This is a genomic window from Pirellula sp. SH-Sr6A, from assembly GCF_001610875.1.
Taxonomy (GTDB): Bacteria; Planctomycetota; Planctomycetia; order Pirellulales; family Pirellulaceae; genus JBKCUI01.
In genome coordinates this window covers 4,052,553-4,070,723 of record NZ_CP011272.1, presented here as the reverse complement: position 1 = coordinate 4,070,723, position 18,171 = coordinate 4,052,553, and the positions used below count along the sequence as shown (strand labels likewise).

The 18,171-nt window shown below is 52.1% G+C and carries 16 protein-coding genes; 3 read left to right on the top strand and 13 right to left on the bottom strand.

Annotated elements, in window-relative coordinates:
- The first annotated feature begins 89 nt into the window (after positions 1–89).
- Both VN12_RS15530 and VN12_RS15525 read left to right on the top strand, forming a co-directional pair.
- On the top strand, positions 90–719 hold the full coding sequence (locus VN12_RS15530; RefSeq protein WP_146677690.1) for a sigma-70 family RNA polymerase sigma factor: 630 nt from the start codon (positions 90–92) through the stop codon (positions 717–719).
- A gap of 10 nt (positions 720–729) precedes the next feature.
- A complete protein-coding gene (locus VN12_RS15525; protein ID WP_146677689.1) occupies positions 730–3,120 on the top strand; it encodes a serine/threonine protein kinase in 2,391 nt (796 codons plus the stop codon).
- A 62-nt stretch (positions 3,121–3,182) separates the two neighbouring features.
- On the opposite strand, the gene VN12_RS15520 is transcribed toward VN12_RS15525, so the two are convergent.
- Entirely contained in the window at positions 3,183–3,869 is a 687-nt protein-coding gene (locus VN12_RS15520; RefSeq protein WP_146677688.1) for an MIP/aquaporin family protein, read from the bottom strand.
- A gap of 255 nt (positions 3,870–4,124) precedes the next feature.
- Between VN12_RS15520 and VN12_RS15515 the strand changes: the two genes are divergently transcribed.
- Positions 4,125–7,748, top strand: a complete 3,624-nt coding sequence (locus tag VN12_RS15515; RefSeq protein ID WP_146677687.1) for a beta strand repeat-containing protein — start codon at positions 4,125–4,127, stop codon at positions 7,746–7,748.
- A 193-nt stretch (positions 7,749–7,941) separates the two neighbouring features.
- Here VN12_RS15515 and VN12_RS15510 read toward each other — a convergent pair whose 3' ends face one another.
- The 12 genes from VN12_RS15510 to VN12_RS15445 form a co-directional block, all read right to left on the bottom strand.
- Entirely contained in the window at positions 7,942–8,352 is a 411-nt protein-coding gene (locus VN12_RS15510) for a hypothetical protein (protein ID WP_146677686.1), read from the bottom strand.
- Entirely contained in the window at positions 8,342–8,704 is a 363-nt protein-coding gene (locus VN12_RS15505; protein WP_146677685.1) for a hypothetical protein, read from the bottom strand. Before VN12_RS15505 ends, VN12_RS15510 begins: the two co-directional genes overlap by 11 nt.
- A 59-nt stretch (positions 8,705–8,763) precedes the next feature.
- Positions 8,764–8,952 carry a hypothetical protein gene (locus VN12_RS15500; protein ID WP_146677684.1) on the bottom strand — a complete coding sequence of 63 codons (189 nt, stop codon included), beginning with the start codon at positions 8,950–8,952 and terminating at the stop codon, positions 8,764–8,766.
- A 60-nt stretch (positions 8,953–9,012) separates the two neighbouring features.
- Positions 9,013–10,125, bottom strand: coding sequence for a hypothetical protein (locus tag VN12_RS15495; protein WP_146677683.1), 1,113 nt, complete (start codon positions 10,123–10,125; stop codon positions 9,013–9,015).
- Between the two features lie 238 nt (positions 10,126–10,363).
- Positions 10,364–10,792: a hypothetical protein gene (locus tag VN12_RS15490; RefSeq protein ID WP_146677682.1), complete on the bottom strand. Its 429-nt coding sequence runs from the start codon at positions 10,790–10,792 to the stop codon at positions 10,364–10,366.
- Between the two features lie 314 nt (positions 10,793–11,106).
- On the bottom strand, positions 11,107–11,832 hold the full coding sequence (locus VN12_RS15485; RefSeq protein WP_146677681.1) for a hypothetical protein: 726 nt from the start codon (positions 11,830–11,832) through the stop codon (positions 11,107–11,109).
- 183 nt (positions 11,833–12,015) lie between these two features.
- Entirely contained in the window at positions 12,016–12,510 is a 495-nt protein-coding gene (locus VN12_RS15480) for an SHOCT domain-containing protein (RefSeq protein ID WP_146677680.1), read from the bottom strand.
- 764 nt (positions 12,511–13,274) lie between these two features.
- On the bottom strand, positions 13,275–13,697 hold the full coding sequence (locus VN12_RS15470) for a hypothetical protein (protein WP_146677678.1): 423 nt from the start codon (positions 13,695–13,697) through the stop codon (positions 13,275–13,277).
- 788 nt (positions 13,698–14,485) lie between these two features.
- Positions 14,486–15,103, bottom strand: a complete 618-nt coding sequence (locus tag VN12_RS15465; RefSeq protein WP_146677677.1) for a hypothetical protein — start codon at positions 15,101–15,103, stop codon at positions 14,486–14,488.
- 486 nt (positions 15,104–15,589) lie between these two features.
- On the bottom strand, positions 15,590–16,084 hold the full coding sequence (locus VN12_RS15455; protein WP_146677675.1) for a hypothetical protein: 495 nt from the start codon (positions 16,082–16,084) through the stop codon (positions 15,590–15,592).
- A gap of 151 nt (positions 16,085–16,235) precedes the next feature.
- Complete coding sequence (locus VN12_RS15450; RefSeq protein ID WP_146677674.1) at positions 16,236–16,640, bottom strand: hypothetical protein; 405 nt, start codon at positions 16,638–16,640, stop codon at positions 16,236–16,238.
- 645 nt (positions 16,641–17,285) lie between these two features.
- Complete coding sequence (locus VN12_RS15445; protein ID WP_168164446.1) at positions 17,286–17,693, bottom strand: DUF4279 domain-containing protein; 408 nt, start codon at positions 17,691–17,693, stop codon at positions 17,286–17,288.
- Positions 17,694–18,171: the final 478 nt, after the last annotated feature.

Sequence of the window (18,171 nt, the reverse complement as noted above, 5' to 3'; positions counted from 1 at the left end):
GCTTCGGCTGTGAAACTCTTGCATTAACGACGCCTCTCATGACAATAGACTGGGCCTCGAAGCGTTTTCCTGCCTAAAGGATACCCCCATTGTCGTCCGATCCCGTTGCTTCACCGCATTTGCCGCGTGTCAGTAGTCTGCTGCAGAAACGAAACCTCGAAGCTTTTGGTAAGGCGCTCGAGATGTATCGTCCCATGCTGCGAGACCTCGTTCGCGATCTTGACGATCCTCGCTTAGCCGCCAAGGTCGATGTTTCCGATTTGGTGCAGCAGACATTTCAAGATGCGGTTGCCGGCTTTGATCAGTTGCGAGCCAACCGAACGTCTCAGTTTTTTGTTTGGATTCGGACACTGCTTTTCAACAATCTCTATGCGGCGAAGCGGAAATTTTTGGCGACACAAAAGAGAAATATCGCCGTAGAGTGTTCGATTTCCGAAGACTCTGCTCTCTTTCGAGCGATCGCGGATCCCACTATGGATCCCGAGCGAGACATCCTCACCGAAGAACTTCTAAGCCAACTCGATGAAGCGGTTCGCAATTTGCCAGAAGCAGTGCAAACCGTATTGAAGTGGCGCTACGAAGAGGGCCTTACTTTCAAAGAAATCGGTGAGCGAGTCGATCGAACGGAGGATTCGGTGCGAATGCTTGTTACGCGCTGTTTGAAGAACCTCCGAGCGACCGTTTTTGGCGGTGAAAGCGATCAGTTGGCCCTGGGATAAACCTTTTGTCATGACATCCGATCCAGCGCATTGCGACACCCAACTCATCCGGGAGATCCAGTCCTGGATCGACCAGCCCAATCGGGCACTCCCATCGCAAACTCTCGATGAAAAAGCCTGCTGGGATCTTCTCGATCGGTCGACCGCGCATGTGGAAAGTTCCGATGCGGACCACTCCACGCGTGCTTTCTCCGGACGCGATACGACAAGTACAACGACCGCGACGCCATCCAATCCTGAAACCAATACCAGTCGGCCCTCCGTCCGTTCCCCTATTCCAGCGACTCGACGATACGAACCCGAACGCTTTCTCGGCGCCGGAGGCTTCGGGGTCGTGATCCAAGCCAAAGATACACTGCTGGGACGCGATGTTGCCATCAAAATGATCCGACCATCCCGGGCAAACCAACCCTCGCTCCAACACCGATTTATTCGAGAAGCGAGAGCAGTAGCATCCTTGGTACATCCAGGGATTGTTCAAGTCTATGAGACGGGCACGATCGACGGACAACCCTTTCTGGCCGGCGAATTGGTAGACGGGCCAAACCTAGCCCAGTTCCTGGAACAAACAAACAACTCCCTCTCCCCCACGCAATCGGCTTGGCTCGTCCAACAGATCGCGGTGGCCGTCCAGTACGCCCACTCGCGCGGGATTCTTCACCGGGACCTGAAACCGAGCAACATTCTTCTAGCTCCCGCGGACAAGGAAACGACTCAGGGGATAGGTTTTGTTCCGAAACTCACCGACTTCGGACTTGCAAAACGCTTTGGTGCTCAAGGGGATTTCACGGTCGATGTCAGCACCGAGTCCGTGGCCGTCGGAACCATTCGATACATGTCGCCCGAACAAGTTCGCGAGAAACACCAGGACGTCACCAACAGATCCGATATTTTTTCGCTCGGCATCATCCTTTATCAGCTAACAACAGGACGCATGCCTTTCGACGGCGATTCCTTCTTCGAGATCTCGGAGAAGATTTGTCGGCATTCTCCAGAGCGCCCTCGAACGTGGAAACCGACTACCCCACGCGATCTAGATGCCGTGATTCTCAAGTGCTTGAACAAGGCACCTGATGATCGATATCAAACGGCTGCGGAGCTAGCGAATGATCTCGATCGATGGATGAAAGGCGTTCCGGTCGAAGCGACCAAGCCATCGCTCGCGAAAACGATCCGCTACTGGGCCAGGACTTCTCCCCGTACACTAGCCGTAACCTCAATCGTTCTCGCAACAATCATCGTCGCCTTCATCGCGATCAACACCTCCTGGCTTCGCGAGAGAATGGCACACGAACGTGCCGAAAAAAGTCTCAAACTAACCTTGGATGCGATCGATAACATCCTCTTTCCAATGACCGAGAAGTTCAATGAAGGATTGACGATCACACGTCAAGATCATGAAACCATCCTCATGAACACGATCGCCTTCAATGAAGCGTATTTGCGGGTCAACCCAGACGACTTGCAAGCCCTGCACCGGCTAAGCATCGCGCATCATTACTGCGCGCACGATTACTCCCATATGAACCGAATGGACGATGCAAACAAACATCGAAAGGCCTCGCTAGAAATACTGAAAAACTTAACTCGCGTGGACAAAGACCGAGCCCACCAGAGCAAATACTTATACCAAATCTTTTTTGGTTACCTGCAGCTTAGCGACTACTACTACGATGCGGATATTGAAAAGAGGAACCAAGTCCGCTACGAGTATTTGATCCAAGCAAAGCACTTTTTAGATCGAAGCTTGGAACTCGATCCAGATAATCTGGATTACCAAGAAGCCCGGTTGGAGCTGAACTTCCAATTGTCGTTTGTCGATCGTCACAAATCCGAGGAATCGACAGCTCGACTCAATGAGAATATCGTGGAATCGGTCGCGCTTTGGAAAAAACAACCTACACAACCGCGCTACCTTAAACACGCGCTCATGGCGAAAAGAGTGCTCGCCATTTTGGCCTTTCATCGCAGTGAATTCGATCTAGCAGACAAACTCTTTGACGAGGCGTGTGAGATAGAGGAGTTGGCCTACCCGCCTGACGCTCCGGGAACCTGGATTCTCCACTATCGCTTCATCAACAGTTACCACCGAGCCCTCGTCAGTTATTGCGCAGGCAATATGGACGACTTCGGCAGGTATGCCCAGGATGTAAGGAACTATTACGACCAGTGCATCGCGCTCCCGCTCGATAAGGAATTCTTCGCGCCCTACCGACTGGGAGTTCTCTACTTAATGCAGAAAGCCTACGAACACATTGGCAATCAAACCGAATTCAATGACCTCACCGCGCAGATCGACTCGATCGAACCCATGATTGGACCTGGCCCCGAGTTGGACACCGCTGCTTGGATTCACAAAATGCTTGTGACCCAAAAACCCTCCGAAGCGACGCCGTTTTAGACCTCGAACGGCATGGAACCCTCTAGCGACGCTTTCCAATTTGCTCTGCGACGCCCACCATCTCAGATGGGCCTCTTCTTCTCCGGATGAGCCCTAAACTTGGCGTGGTACACGAAACCATAAAGGGGCACCGCGAGAGCGGAACCGATACACGGGGCAATGATGTACACCCACAATGACGTCAGATTCATGGTGATCAATGCCGGACCGATCGAGCGAGCCGGATTCATGGAAGCACCACTGATCGGACCTGCAAACATCGCCTCCAACGCAATCACCGAACCAATGGCGATCCCAGCTATCATCCCGTTGGGACTCTCTTTTCTTGTCACACAAAGTATGACGAACATCAACAGGAGCGTCAGATTCAACTCCAGAACAAACGACTGGAGTATAGAACCACTCGGCAGTGTTGCTCCAAGCGTCCGATGATCCGGGAACAGAGCTCGCATCGTAAGGCTCGCCAGACATGCACCTGCGATCTGACTCAACATATACGGAACAACCAGCCCCCTCCCGAAGCGACCGGAGAGAAACAAACCAGCCGTCACTGCAGGGTTCAAGTGACAACCGGAGATTTCTCCAATCGCATAGATCAACGCGAGCACAATCAACCCAAATGTGATGGCGATCCCAACGTGGGTGATCTGCCCATGGCTCACATGATTGATCACGATAGCGCCCGTTCCAGCGAGAACCAGCGAGTAGGTTCCAAAGCACTCCGCCACCAACCTTTGCCACAAATCCATGCTCAGCTCCACTAGAAATTCTTTTATCGTTTACCAACGATAAAGCAATCGCTCCCCTCGGTCAAGTAATGTCCATATCTTGCATGGCAACGCTCGGTTGAAGGCTTGCACGCATGGTCTCAAAACAGAAGCTTTAGCGGGTCGGCCATTCTTGACCAAATCTTAACTCGCAATCCGTTGCGGACACCGCGCTCGAAAATTAATCTGCTCGTTCATTGATTTTCATCGTGGAGAAGTATCGCATCGGAGTGAGTGATGAAGGGCGAGAGCAAAAAGTGCCAAGCGAAAAAGCGTCGAATTCTTAGGACGCTTCAGAAACGCAGGAAAATCCTTCTGAAGTGCTTCTTTTCTAGCACCCTCGCGGTTCTAGCGTCGTTATCGGCCCACGTTGCTCATGCCCAAAGCGTGTGGCAGAACCCAGTAAACGGCAATTGGGATGTGGCGAGCAACTGGAGCTCCTTACCCGTTAGTTCGAACACCACTCAAGTGGTCTTCAACGCGACCGGAGCGGAGAGCTATGCAACGACCAATAACATTGGCCCCCTAATTCTCAACCGAATCACGGTCAATAACACAGGCACTGGCACCGTCACCATCGCGGGTTCGGCTACGAACACCTTTACTCTCGCGGGTGCCGATCCTCAGTTGGATATCACAGGAAATGCACTCTTTTCCGGTCTCTTCGCCGGTGCTGGCACCATGCGGAAAACGGGTACAGGAACGTTCATTCACAACAGCAATAACAGCGGATTTACTGGTACCCTCGTCATCGACCAAGGCACCTTCGTCAACAGCTCGACAGGGATTGCTACCACCAACTTCAACCCCGTCTCGATCGTCGTTAACAATGGTGGTACCTACCAATTCGGTGCTAGCACAGTTGGAGATCCGAATCTGCCCAACTCGACCTACATCACCGTCAATTCCGGCGGGACCGTCAATTGGCAGGAAGGGGAAACCTTTGGAGGTGTCAACCTGAACGGTGGTGTCGTCAACCTTCAACAGGGAAGTATGACGATGTCGGGAGCTACGGCTCAGAACTGGACGAACGGAAGCCTCATCGGAGGTAATTTTACGGTCGGCGGAAACACGGCTATCAATAAGACGACGGCCGGTACCGTTACCCTCGGAGGAAATGTCTCCATCACAACGGGAACGGGTCGCTTGAATATTCTCGATGGCACCTTGTCCATGCTCGGCGCATCGAATCTTGGAACCGCAGCAGTGAGATTGGGCGCAAGCGATGGAACGACAGCAGGCACATTCGACTATCAAGGTACGACAGCTACCCGTGCAGGAGCTTTCACTCTTCAGGCAGGAGGAGGCGCTATTCATGTTGCAAAGTCAGGAACTGAATTGACTTTAAGCGGTGCCTTCGATGGCGCAGGCGGCTTAGCAAAAAATGGCGTGGGAACCTTGGCTCTGACCGGTGGATTGTCCAACACAGGCCTGATCAACATTGAGCAAGGAACTTTGGTGTTGGCACCAACGGCTTCCAACGGAGGAACGATTGCAACCGCCGCGGCAGGGGGATTCACCGTCGGAAACGACGCCACCTTGTCGATAGCAAGCGGTGCTGGCACAGGTTCCCTAACAGTTCAGTCGCTGAACCTATCTGCTCCTGCGTCCACTCTCCAATTTGGACTCGACGCAGCGATCTTGCCCACCACACCTCTGCTAGTAGTCGCCGCATCGGATGGACTCGCCGCGGGTGGAACACTAAGGGTATCGAATACTCAGCCCATGTCGTTGGGTAGCTTTACTCTGATCGATTACAACGGGGGGGCCATCAATTCAGGATTCAATCTTCAATTGCAAGGCCGCACTGCAGGATCGCTCATCTATGACACGACCAACACAAGAATAGATCTCAACGTCACTGCCTTGAGCGAGAATGTAAAATGGAGCGGGGCAACCAACGCAAACTGGGACGTGGGCACCGCCGCCAACATCGGAGGCACGAACAACTGGCGATTGGAAACATCGCTGGCTGCCACCAATTTCATTCAAACCGATTCTGTTGTTTTCGATGATTCCGCATCCGGAAATTTCGCGGTCAACCTTCAAGGAGCGGTGGCTCCCAGCTCGGTGGTCGTGAATAACTCCTCCAATAACTACACTTTCCAAGGTACTGGATCCATTGCTGGATCAGGGACTTTGACGAAGTCCGGTACCGGCACCCTGGTTGTTGCCACAGACAACAGTCAAAGCGGTAGCGTCACGCTTGCAGGAGGTACACTGCAAATCGGAGCAGGTGGAACAACTGGCAGCCTTACCAATTCATCGTTGAACATGTCAGCTGGCACGACCTTAGCCTTTGATCGGACGAACGAGGTCAGTTTTGCTGCCCCTATTGCCTTGGATGGCGATGCAACCATCAGAAACAACAACAGCGGAGTCGCGTCCCTCTCGGGTACCGTTGGCCTCGGCGCGAATACGCTGAATTTGGACGGTTCCGGAAATCTGGTTTTTGGCGCAACAGTAAGCGGCACCAATACCATCAATAAAAACGGGACGGGAACGGTCAGCTTCCAAGGCAACAGCAACTCCTTCACGGGCACTCTCAATGTCAATGCCGGTCGCTTCATCCTTCAAGACGTAGCAGGAGGAGATCTCGGAGCATCGGGCATCGTGATCAACAACGGTGGAACCTTCCAATTCGGTGTGAGCGCTACGGACAATCCGGACCATCCAGACTCGACCTTCTTCACCGTCAACGACGGCGGGACTCTCGATATGCGCATCGGCGAACAAATCGGCGGTGTTAACTTGAATGGTGGAACGATTCTCTTTGATGGCCTAGGCACCAATCCAGGAAACATCAATACCAACGCCGCTGGGACGCAATCCTTCACTTCGGGATTGCTCAATGGTGTCGGTGCGAACCAATCGACGTTCGGAGGTGTTCGTGTTATCGAAAAAACGACCTCTGGGACCGTTACCGTACAAGGCAACATCGCTTTGACATCCGTGACCAACATCCTTGATGGCACCGTTGTCTTGGCGGGCACACAAAACCTGGGTAATAGCGCTATCAACCTTGGCGGTACCAGTACGACAGGTACCCTAGAATACGGCGGTGGTACTGCGTCCCGCTCCGCTGCAATGACCCTCAACGATGGGGGCGGCGTGGTGCGTGTCTCGAACGCATCGTCCAACCTGACGCTCTCGGGTGTCGTCAGTGGAAATGGCGGTTTGGCCAAGCAAGGATCTGGGGCTCTCACACTCTCTGGAAACAACACATACACCGGCGCGACAAGTGTTCAATCTGGTTCCCTGATCATCAACGGTAACCAATCGACCGCGACTGGAAACCTCACCGTAGCCTCCGGTGCATCGCTGGGTGGGTCTGGCACGATCGGTGGATCAACCACGATCTCAGGTTCTCACACGCCTGGAAATAGCCCAGGAACGCAAACGTTCTTGGCAGGCTTAACCTACAACACCGGTGCAGATCTTTCTTGGGAATTGGTGGCGAACTCCAACACCGGAAGCGGCACCAACTTCGACGTCATCAACGTGACCGGTGGAACGCTTGTCATCAACACCGGAGTCACTTCGAATCTGGTCTTCAACGGGACCGGTTCCACAGTCCAATGGGCCGATGCCTTCTGGGACACGGATCGCCAATGGTTGGTCTACGCCAATAGCGCTGCACCATCCCTAGCCACAAACTCCGTGTTTGGTAGCATCAATGTATCCGCAGATAGCGGAAACAACTCGCTCGCGAGCATTCGCTCGGCCGCAGGCTTCTCCTGGGGAACCGTTGGCAATGACATTGTTCTGAACTACAGCGCTGTTCCCGAGCCCAGCTCCATGATCCTCCTCGGCCTCGCAGGTGGCATCGGGATAGGCCTCCGAAGACGCATGAAGAAATAAATGTATGGGGAACTACACTTCATCGACCGTGCGAAGAGGATTGCCTAGGTTTTCACTCCATTCGAAAAGGAGGACAACTTACCTCAACTCATCGACTTTCGCATCGGCAACAGCCACACGACCAGAACCGGCGTAGCCATCGACAATGAAGCCATGCTGCAAATCTTGACCAGCCTCAAGGAAGGTCGTGAAACTACCACGAGAGAACATAGAAGTAAACGTACCCTTCCTGCCAATCCGCTATGGCGAAGTACTCCTCTCCTTTCGATGATTCAAATCGAACACCCGCCAAGGATTCAGGAGGATCCCACCACGATTCCTCACAATGGCCCCAGTGAATCCCCAAGTCAGCATGACGTCCCGGATCATAGATTTCGGTGAGCATAAGGCGAGTTGCATAGGCGTCAAAATCCCTCTCTTCCATCTTCGCCTTTAGACAACGCTTAAAGTCCGATCCGAATCTCGCTGCTTCGTAAAACTCATGGATGTCCGTTGCATTCCATGGAAGCGAACGCCTCGCGCGCGAAGGCACCATCCAAAACCCGGCGAAGACGAACAGAATCGCCCCTAAAGTAATCAAACATCCAACATTTCTACGTTTCATCGCATGGTAAACCAGGCAATGAGCGCTCACGCTCCAATCGAAGCGATGGCGATAGCAACTTCAAAGCCCAGGAACGTTTGGTTCGCTCGTCATGGAATTTCAGATCCTCCACATAGACGACATGAAAGAGGGACCGCATCTCTGGATAACTGCAAACCAGTACACGATCGGCCATTCCAAATAATTCCTCAACTCGACGGCTGTCTTGATTGTCGATTGCGACTTGCGTGTGATTGCGAAATGCCAGAAACGCCGAGTACAAGCGATTCTCCGCTGACGCCCCCAGAAACTCTACCTCAAGCTCGGGGAATGCGTCGCGCGCCCAATCCAAAAAAGCTGTGCGAAAGGTCATAGTTATTCCTGGTAACACTCGAACCCAATGACTTCGAGTCACATTCCAGTAATCAAGGTCTAGTCCGATTCCGCAGCCGGCACGTCATGCCAATTGGCGACGATGCGAAAGGAATTATCACGAAAGGGAATGACCAGTCCAAAACAAACCATCATGAACAGTACCGTCCCTATGGCAATCACGAGTACACGCCGCTGGAAACGATTGCATTCGCAAACATATCGATCAACATCAAACGGTGCCTTCATAGATGCGATCGCTCCAGTAGTGAGAAGCGGTTTTGCACACGATCTTCGGTGCGTGTCTTGTTATGGCTCCCGGCTGCGCGCGTCGAGTTCCCCCTTCGACTGATACTCGAGGGTTATTCGCGTCTTCTCTTTACCTCGTTCGCTCATACCTAGACGCACCATGTCTTGAGCACGATTACGAAAAGTCAGTACGAACTGCTGAGAATTGATTTCACGCACGGGCTTCTCCGCAATGGGTTGCCAGTCGAATGCAGCCAGAGAGTTCTTGTAGAATGTGGCGATTTCGTCCATGCTACCCACGGCGACCAGCTCAAGGCGATTCCGGTCAGACTGATAGAGAATCGATTCCGATTGGGGTGGCACCGGCAATTCCACCGGCATCTGAGTCGTCCAGAATGCGATCCTCGTTACGCCAGGCTTTCTCGTACTGGTGATCGATGCTGTGAGTAGAACAGCGTTCTGCTTCATGTCCATCGCATCACCTCTCATTCCATACGGCTGCCATCCCTGGTCCATCAATAACGCGAGAACCATGTCTCTCGCTTCTTGCACACTGGCGGCAGTCTCAAAGTCCGCAACGTTGTAGGCCGTTTTTATGTACTTGGTGCCCTTTGGTACGGGTAACTTGCTCACATTGACATTGCCATGGTTCTGCAGCTTCACGACCGCCTTGCCCGGTTCGTCATGCGTTTGAACCGTTACATAAAGGTGAAATCCCGAACGGGTGAATTGCCCGTCTCCATCGGGCAATTCCTGCCATTGCCGTGCCAACAAATTACGGCGCTGAAACTCATACTCGCTCTTCACATCAAACGACTTGAGACTTACCACATATTCCAAATGCCCGACAGACCTGGCATGAATCGCCAACACATTCGGGAGAAGTGGAAATGTCGAGAGATCGATGACCTGCGCTGCTTCCTCCACGGAAGCAGGCTTTCGCACTTCCTGGTCTGCATTCGCTGCCTTCTTGGCTTCGTTCGCTCGATTCGCTGATCGCGGCGGCTTGTCGCCTGATTTCGACGGAGACTGTTGAGCCAACGACGATTGGGCCAAGCAGGTGACAGATAAGCAGACCGCTAGGAACAAGCTGGATTTGAGCCACTCCTGCGAGGGATCTCTCCCAAACTGGGGGGCATGTCTGGCATTGCAGCAAGAACTTTTGAGATTCATTTTCACGCGCTCCACCATAAGAGAGTCTGATTGTCCTCAAGTTAAAAAAACGCCTCGTCGACGCCGAGGCTCGCTTCCTGCACACTTCGTGGTTTGCTCACCATTGCAAGAAGCGCCTGGAACGCGACATCCCGTTCAACGGTATCCCAACTCAGCCGACCATCGATGCATGCCCTGGCAGTCGTCGTTCTCTTAAAAACAGTATCGACCCTGCACGACAACGTGACGCATACGCGAGTCAGTCAGCACGTCCGAGCGCGTCCTGTGCATTCGATGGCTCTTTCACCGGTTCGACACGCCCGTTGCTGCCCGGCCATTTACCCTTGATTGCCATTGCACCTCCAGCAATGGCAGCCACGACGAGCAACCCCCTACGAGAACGCCCCTGTCCATCATTGACGGGATTAACAAAGGTCGTGATGAACGTACCCACACATGCGGCAAATACAATACCGCCAATCACTCTCAATGCTATCGTCCGCTTACTAGGCAACAAGCACGCTACAGCAATGAGAGCCGGAAACAATGCCGTACTCCCAATAACCAAACAAGTCAGTGGGGGCGTTTGGAGTAGAAGCATCAGTGCAGAGAAAACGAACAGAACGACGGCAAAGATCAGGCAAAGCCAACCGACAAGAAATGGCAAAACACTACGCGAGGTACTCAATTCAACGACTCCTAAAGTCAGGCGAACAACAGGTTTCCGTTTGGATTCGGTCGAAAGCAAGCCCGAGTATATCAACTTGCCGGATTCCGTGGTGGCACCCACACTTTCGAATGTTCCGTGTCCAAAGACCAGGAACGCAATCGTCTATTATCAGCCCGATGATCGAACCTATAAATCATCAACCATTGAATACATTCCCAATCTGCCGAACCAAGGGAGATGCGGCCGACGACCAACTCTCGACAAGACAGCTCGTCTTGACCGCAACACCACCAGGCACCCATCCCTCACTAAACAAAAACCAACATATCTAACTATATCTCTTGCGATGTTTTCGAAAATCGCACAAAGAGCCAGCGGAGGTACGCCGCAAGCAGCAAGGCAATCAATGCGATGAGCGTCCAAGCGACACGCATTTCTGAGTGACTCAGCAACGGACCCAATCCAGGCCCTTTCTCCAAATGAACGAGTCTGATCAAAAGCAGTTCAATCAACACCAGAGCAATGACCGGTAGGGAAAGCAAAACGGCTATCAACCAAGTAAGCGCCGACGAAATCAATTGCGATTCACCGTACCATTCGTCCGTACTTTCGGCAGCGACGGATCCTAGGATTGGAACCAAACATCTTGGACATTTGCCTGATTTAAGTACTACCTCTCCTCGTTTCCACAAGGTCAGCGATGCGTGGCACGCCGGACACTTCTTTCCCACAATGCGGTCGGCGATTGCAACAAACAACAAAGGCAAAAGGGCTGACGGAGCTAAGAACAACGCACCTATCAAGATACCAACGATCGCACCGTACCTACCGTCATCCCCGACGGTCTTTGCTGGATCGCGGAAGACGAATGCAAGCTTCTGAATATCGGGGAACCACACGCAGCCGACGCCAAAGAGGAAGAGCATCAGCACCACCGCAGTGATCGCGTAGACGCGATACGCCCAACGCCTCGCGCGTTTCAATTCAGCTGAGAACTCGGAAAGCGCATCCGACCGATCAAGAATCTGGAGTCGACGATTTGATCTTGCGAACATCATGACTTTCAAAGCTCAAACGAAGAGCCCCCTTGCAGATAGGCCACCGAAAAGTATTGGTATCAAGAAACGCGCGGTCCAAACTCCCGGAGTGCTTTTCAGATTCGTCAGCACAATCCGCAGGGACGCTTCAACCAATGCAAATCGCAATTAGCAATACTGCGACGTGCGCGCGTTGCATCACGCTCATGATGTCTTTTGATTCTTGCTCTGGAGCTCCCGACGACGACGCTGATATCGCTCGTGAGCCTCTTCATATTGCCCCGCTTTGACAAAGGCCATAAAACTCATGCCCGCACCGAAAAGGACGAACAAGACACCGAATAGAGGAAAGATGCTGAAGACTCCGGCCCCACCGATTCTTGTCACGGTCGCAGCTATCACCGTCCAGATGACGCCAAATCCAACGACAAACAATCCTCCAAAAGCGCTACTGGCCTTTCCTGGTATGTATTTGTGGCCATACCTTCCAGCCACCATGTAGTTCTCTCGCTCCAACTCCCATTCACGATCGAGCTGGGCAAGTTCATTTTGAACCTTGATTTCTTCAAGGTGATCAGACCGTACGGAGTCCTCCGATCCTTGGAGCACCAACCGTTTAGCAATCTCGAATTCATCGAAGGAAAGGGCACCATTTCGTCGAAGCTCATCCAGCTTTTGCAGCTCGTCGGAGATACTCATGAGTCGAACTCCTGAAGAAAGTTAACCGTTCCGCGCATCGCGCCGACAATGCTTGGCAACATATCCTCCGATGTATGATATAGGTTGTCGTCGGGTCCCATACCAACTACGTAGCAGCATCTGTACAAACCAACCCTGTAACGCTGCCGATCAACGTCGGCGAGGACCACGGGATCGCCAACGAAAAAGATTATGACAAGAGTTCGTGCGAAACTACAATTCCCATTGGCGGCAAAGGTTGAGAATCCCGTTAGCCCAAAATGTACCGCCCCCACTCTCACGGGAATAACCCAAACTGTTGATAGCCAATTCATGCCGAATTCTCGTGCCATCACAAGCATCAAACCACTTGGATAAACACGAATGTCCCACGCCAAGGCGCCAAGCTCGGTCCTCTCGCCTTTGCGTCTTTCTTGCGCCTTGGCGCCTTGGCGCGCGGGATTTATTTCCTCTGGCATTCCTCCGTACTCGGCATCGTGGCGATCGTGCTCGTAATCGTCCTTGGATTATAAAACGATCCAGTGTGCTCCACTCCGTCATTGATCCCGAGCATGGCGATGACTCCCATCCCGTGAAAATGACGCACCAAAAGACTAGGCGACGGGCTCGATCGAAAGACGACAAACATTACGTCGTTCATGATCAAACAAGTAGCCTGTCATGGTTGCCTGGGTTCGAGCACGAGCACCGTTTCACTGAGCGCGCGCAATGCGCATGAATGCCAGAACGTCTGAAAGGACGTGGCGTTCGTCAGCCATTGCGTATTAGGAAATCCATGACGATTGGAAAACCAATAGCTGAGCCAGTGCAAGCAGTCCGTTTGCAATCGCAAGGACGGTCACAAGCCGAGAAGTCGGTGTTCGCACTGCAAGCCACGCACTGAAGAGCAACGAGAACGCGAACAGCAGTACAGATGCCGCCGATAAAGCGGGAACAACCATCTGACGCATATCCATACCGATTGGAATCCGAACGTAGTACACCATTGCGATGGATAGGTTGGCGACCACAAGCAAGACCAGCAAACCTAAGCGGTTGCCTGCACGACGATCGTACCGACTGGTGGGACTATAGGCGTTCATACTTTTCTCCTGACGAACGGTACTATTGACCGATGGGTGAGGGGTCAGCTCGACGCAAGCCAGAGCCGGACGATTGAGCACTTCGGCTAAATGCTGTGCTCTCATTTTTTTGGTTTCTTCGAGACCAATGCTCGACCACTGTCACGGTTTCATCAGAGAATTCTACGATTTCTGATGTTGCGCTGCAATCATTGCTCTTCAGGCAAGACCTGGATAGCGAACAAGTCCCTCGCACGGCTGACTCCGATTCGACATACAAGAAGGTCTCTCGCCAAGGCGCAAGGACGCAAAGCATTCAAGCCACAGCATTGCGCCTTAGCGCCTTTGCGAGCAACTGATCTCCAACCTGAGAACGAAAAGGATCGCTCCCGTCGAGTGAGGAAAGATAGACCGTCCAATGACCGTGGACTGAGACGTTGAGTGCGTCCGCCTGCTCTGGCTCTTCGTCGTGCTCGCGCTCAGTCCGCGGCGGACGGTGCTCGTGCTCGCAATTGTCGATCCAATTTTACTCACACTGTGCTTCATGTACACCGTCGAATTTCATCGCCACTTGAGTCAACACTGCAACGACTCTCCCAGGTTAGATTTGAGCGAATGCTCCGTCGCAGGACTCACGCCTCCTCAAGCAATAAGCATCTGCCAAATGACAGCAACGACTCAAGGGCCGAACTACACGCAGAGCGAGTATGCCCCAATAACAATCGGAAAGTATTCCACGCATTCGACCGCAAGGCGAGAGGCGTCGAACCGATCGCGGTCGAAGAATGGTTCTGCCGTATTTGCCTCGGTTCGATTACGAGCACCAGCACCGTTTCACTGCGAACGAGTACGACCAATGCGAGTAAATGCTTGAACGACCCCGATCACTGAGCGGGAGCAAGAAAAGTTTTCTACTAGGAGGCGACCGATCCACGCGTTTGGTGCAGCGCTTTGTTCGCCATTACTCCTCTGTTTCTTGCGTTGTAGCTTATCGAAAAGACGAGAGATCCAATGAGTATGGGCGGCAATAAAAATATCGAAAGATAAAATGGAATGACTGTCCATGCGAGCGATGGATATTGCCCGATCGTAGACGGCCAAACCCACAGCACGACTAATGCGACGAATCCCAGGACTATATGAATAGAAATCGATCGACCGTTTGAAGGAAATCCGAGCTTCGCGATAAGTGGTGCGATCGCGAAAGAATTGAGTGGTATGACGAAGATAGTTGCAACAAGACACATCATCATATAAATGGGAATTCCCGCTGGACTGCCGATTGGCTTTATCAAGTCGACGATTGTGAGGAAACCGATAAACCAAATAGGTATTGCAGCCAAGGTCGTCAAGGAACACAAAATCCACGGGGCAACAGGCAATCGCTCCGAAATTGTGTCGACTTCGAAGCCTTGGGCATTTTCGTTCATGGCGGTTTCCCCGGACGAACGGTTGGCATCTCCGTAGTCGCGGTGAGTGATGCTGATTTGAAAAAGCAACCGACCCGCGACTCCGGTGCATGTGATTGTCAACCGAGTGTGTGCTCTTTGATCCGTTTAATTGAATGCTCTAGGCAGTCCGCACAAACAGCTGCCCTCATTTTACCACGCGAAGTGATATGAGAGGAGGTTTGTTCATCACAAAGTAGGCGTTGTACGGTACCGGATTCGATCGCAGGCGGTCGATATGGGTTTTCATCCTCGGCTTGTTGGATGAAGCGATTCGTTACCAAATTGAGGTTTAGGTCGACACCATGTGCTGGTGTAAATCGCTGAATGCATGCGGCGCAAATCAGAGCGCCTGTTGATCCTTCGACAAGTCGCTTTGCGTCGTTGTAACGAGAATCACACACTGCGCAGTGCCGCAACCGGCGTCCGGTTTGTACGTAGTCGAGGAAAACGAGAAACAGTTTGCGCATGGCTATTTCGGGTAACGGTCCCGTTCGCCGGGCCGGGGCGAACGACTTTGATCTAACCAAACCGCGCAGCCCGCGGGTCCGTGTGCAACGTCTGGCTCTGTTACGATTTCACCTTTGATTCCTCGGAAACCAATACGCTCCATTCCACACGCCAATCGTCAGCACGGTCCACGATCTCACGAAGCGATTCGAGATCACGGGTCGATGCTACGATTCCAGTTACGACAAGCCATTGTCCCTTACGATTTGCCGGAGCCTCATAGCTGGCAGAAACGTTGTAGAATCGAGAGTCTGCCGCAAGTATCCGATTTAGTGTGGCTGCTGATCGCTCTTTGTTGCCGACGTAGGACATATGATCGAAATCGGTCATTACCATTTTCGGAAAAGTAATCGGAATCAACGGCAAGCAGACAATGCTGATACCGACGAAACGCGCTTTATTCCATCGTCGAATGAGAAAGAAGGCAAGAATCAACGCTGCAACTGCGAAAACAGAGAACAACCACATACCGCGTGAACCGAACAATTGATAACCACGCATGAGTGCGGCCATCAGGCCAGCGATGCTCGCGATGCCGATAAACAGCTGCTTCATCGTGAGTCTCATCAAATTTCCAATTCACGTACGTGATAGAACGTCCGAATTCAGCCAGTGCGAGCAGTAGACTCGACGCAAGCCAATACGGTTGATCGAGCACTTGGCTGCAATTCATTACTCGTCGAGTGTATCATAGGGTAATCGATTGTTAATGTGTTGTCGTCGTAGCGCGGACGAGGCAAAGCGCCCAGATCTCAGTCTTGATGAACCAAGCCGCAATAAGTGTGATGAGAATTCCTGAGGGGATCGGGTATTGATAGTATCCACTCAAGACGACCAACACAACGAATCCAGTGGCACCAAGGAAGTACAACGCAAGCCACACGAATGCAAATGGTTTAGCCGTTTTAATCTCATCAGCTGTCATGTTTGTATTCCAAACACGTCCAAGATAGCTTCGAGCAGCGAATTTCCAAATGACCAGCATCAGAATGATGGAAACCGCAAACGTCCACCATATTGCTTGAGGGATAACCAATTGGGCGGCAGTTAACACCACCAATCCAAGCAACCCTGAGCAAGCAGTCGCTAGCCATGTAGAGTTATTCAACATTGCAGGGTTCTAGCAGTCTTTTTCTAGGAACAACCAAAGTCACCCGGTTGCCGCCAAGAGGCTTTGAATTGAGGAAACGCCCCATCGGCAATTCGGGGCCATTTTTTTGTCCTGCGTTTCATATTGCGTTGACGTCGCAAAGCCGAGTCACTCATCTTCGTTCGGTGTCGAGTATAGACCGATACGAATGCTAGCGCCGTTTTGACACACCAATTCCAAAGTATCAGAGTCGATATGTTCAGTAAAGCAAGGCGGGGCTTCGCCGGCATGGTATCCGATGAAAAACTCTCTTTGTTCCGCGTCAGCCCATTGGCGACGAACGTTTTCAGGCAATTCGTTAATCTCTTGACACAATCTGCGAATTGTCTGGTTTGCATCACTCGAGGGTAATGGCGCGAAGTACACGAACGATTCGTGGTTCTCGCCCGACATCATTGTGACGCAGTTGTCCAAACGTTCAAACCATGCGACCCAATCCTGGCAATCGGCGTTTGTCCGGATTACCACTTCGACACTGACAAAACGTGTTTGCTTCGACATCATCTTGTACTCAGAACCCCACCATTCATTGAGTGGAGGCGAGTAAAGTTTCTAAAAGTCCTGATGGTAGATCTGCCATTTCGATGCAATGGATGGTTCGTCCATTCATAGTTCACATTCGATCGTCTTACGATCGTCGACATACCCATCATAGTCAATCGCGATTCCGAGTTGACCTAATAGCCGAGTTTGGTCACGCGTTAAATGCATTCCAAAGGTATCCGATGCCCGGCAGCAAATATGCAAAGTCAAATCATATTCGTCGCAAAGCTCTTTTACAGCACTTGGTCGTCGGTTAAGCCAAAGCAATATTGAATCAACATGCTGTTGGACAGAAGCATCGTCAGGTTCGCCGCTGTCCAAACGCCATTTCATGACACCCCACGGGCATTTTGTTTTCGGATTGATTTCTGCTGAGGAGTTACAACTCGACGGATCGATCCCCACCGCTTTTGTAACGACTCCTGGATCTCCACATCCTGTCACCTGAAAGTATGCGTATTGTGAGGTCATTCTTCGCAAGCCTTCAAGCATTCAACGATGGGCGAGGGGTCAGCTCGACGCACGCCAGAGCTGGACGATCGAGCCCTTCGGACAAATGCAGTGTTCTTAATTTGTTTTTGGGTTCTTCGAGACCAATGCTCGACCTCTGTCACAATTTCATCAGAGAATTCTACGATTTCTGATGTTGCGCTGCAATCATTGCTCTCCAGGCAAGACCTGAATAACGAACAAGTCCCTCGCGCGGCTGACTCCGATTCGACATACAAGAAGGTCTCTCGCCAAGGCGCAAGGACGCAAAGCATTCAATCCACAGCATTGCGCCTTAGCGCCTTTGCGCGCAACTGATCTCCAACCTGAGAACGAAAAGGATCGCTCCCGTCGAGTGAGGGACGATGGACCGTCCAATGCCAGTGGATGGAGACCTTGAGTGCATCCGCCGGCTCTGGCTCTTCGTCGTGCTCCTGCTCAGTGAAGCGGTGCTCGTGCT

Coding starts and splice junctions, on each gene's coding strand:
- VN12_RS15525 (WP_146677689.1), top strand. CDS start 730: ATGACATCCGATCCAGCGCATTGCGACACCCAACTCATCCGGGAGATC.
- VN12_RS15520 (WP_146677688.1), bottom strand. CDS start 3,869: ATGGATTTGTGGCAAAGGTTGGTGGCGGAGTGCTTTGGAACCTACTCG.
- VN12_RS15515 (WP_146677687.1), top strand. CDS start 4,125: ATGAAGGGCGAGAGCAAAAAGTGCCAAGCGAAAAAGCGTCGAATTCTT.
- VN12_RS15510 (WP_146677686.1), bottom strand. CDS start 8,352: ATGAAACGTAGAAATGTTGGATGTTTGATTACTTTAGGGGCGATTCTG.
- VN12_RS15505 (WP_146677685.1), bottom strand. CDS start 8,704: ATGACCTTTCGCACAGCTTTTTTGGATTGGGCGCGCGACGCATTCCCC.
- VN12_RS15500 (WP_146677684.1), bottom strand. CDS start 8,952: ATGAAGGCACCGTTTGATGTTGATCGATATGTTTGCGAATGCAATCGT.
- VN12_RS15495 (WP_146677683.1), bottom strand. CDS start 10,125: ATGAATCTCAAAAGTTCTTGCTGCAATGCCAGACATGCCCCCCAGTTT.
- VN12_RS15485 (WP_146677681.1), bottom strand. CDS start 11,832: ATGATGTTCGCAAGATCAAATCGTCGACTCCAGATTCTTGATCGGTCG.
- VN12_RS15480 (WP_146677680.1), bottom strand. CDS start 12,510: ATGAGTATCTCCGACGAGCTGCAAAAGCTGGATGAGCTTCGACGAAAT.
- VN12_RS15470 (WP_146677678.1), bottom strand. CDS start 13,697: ATGAGAGCACAGCATTTAGCCGAAGTGCTCAATCGTCCGGCTCTGGCT.
- VN12_RS15455 (WP_146677675.1), bottom strand. CDS start 16,084: ATGAAGCAGCTGTTTATCGGCATCGCGAGCATCGCTGGCCTGATGGCC.
- VN12_RS15450 (WP_146677674.1), bottom strand. CDS start 16,640: ATGTTGAATAACTCTACATGGCTAGCGACTGCTTGCTCAGGGTTGCTT.
- VN12_RS15445 (WP_168164446.1), bottom strand. CDS start 17,693: ATGACCTCACAATACGCATACTTTCAGGTGACAGGATGTGGAGATCCA.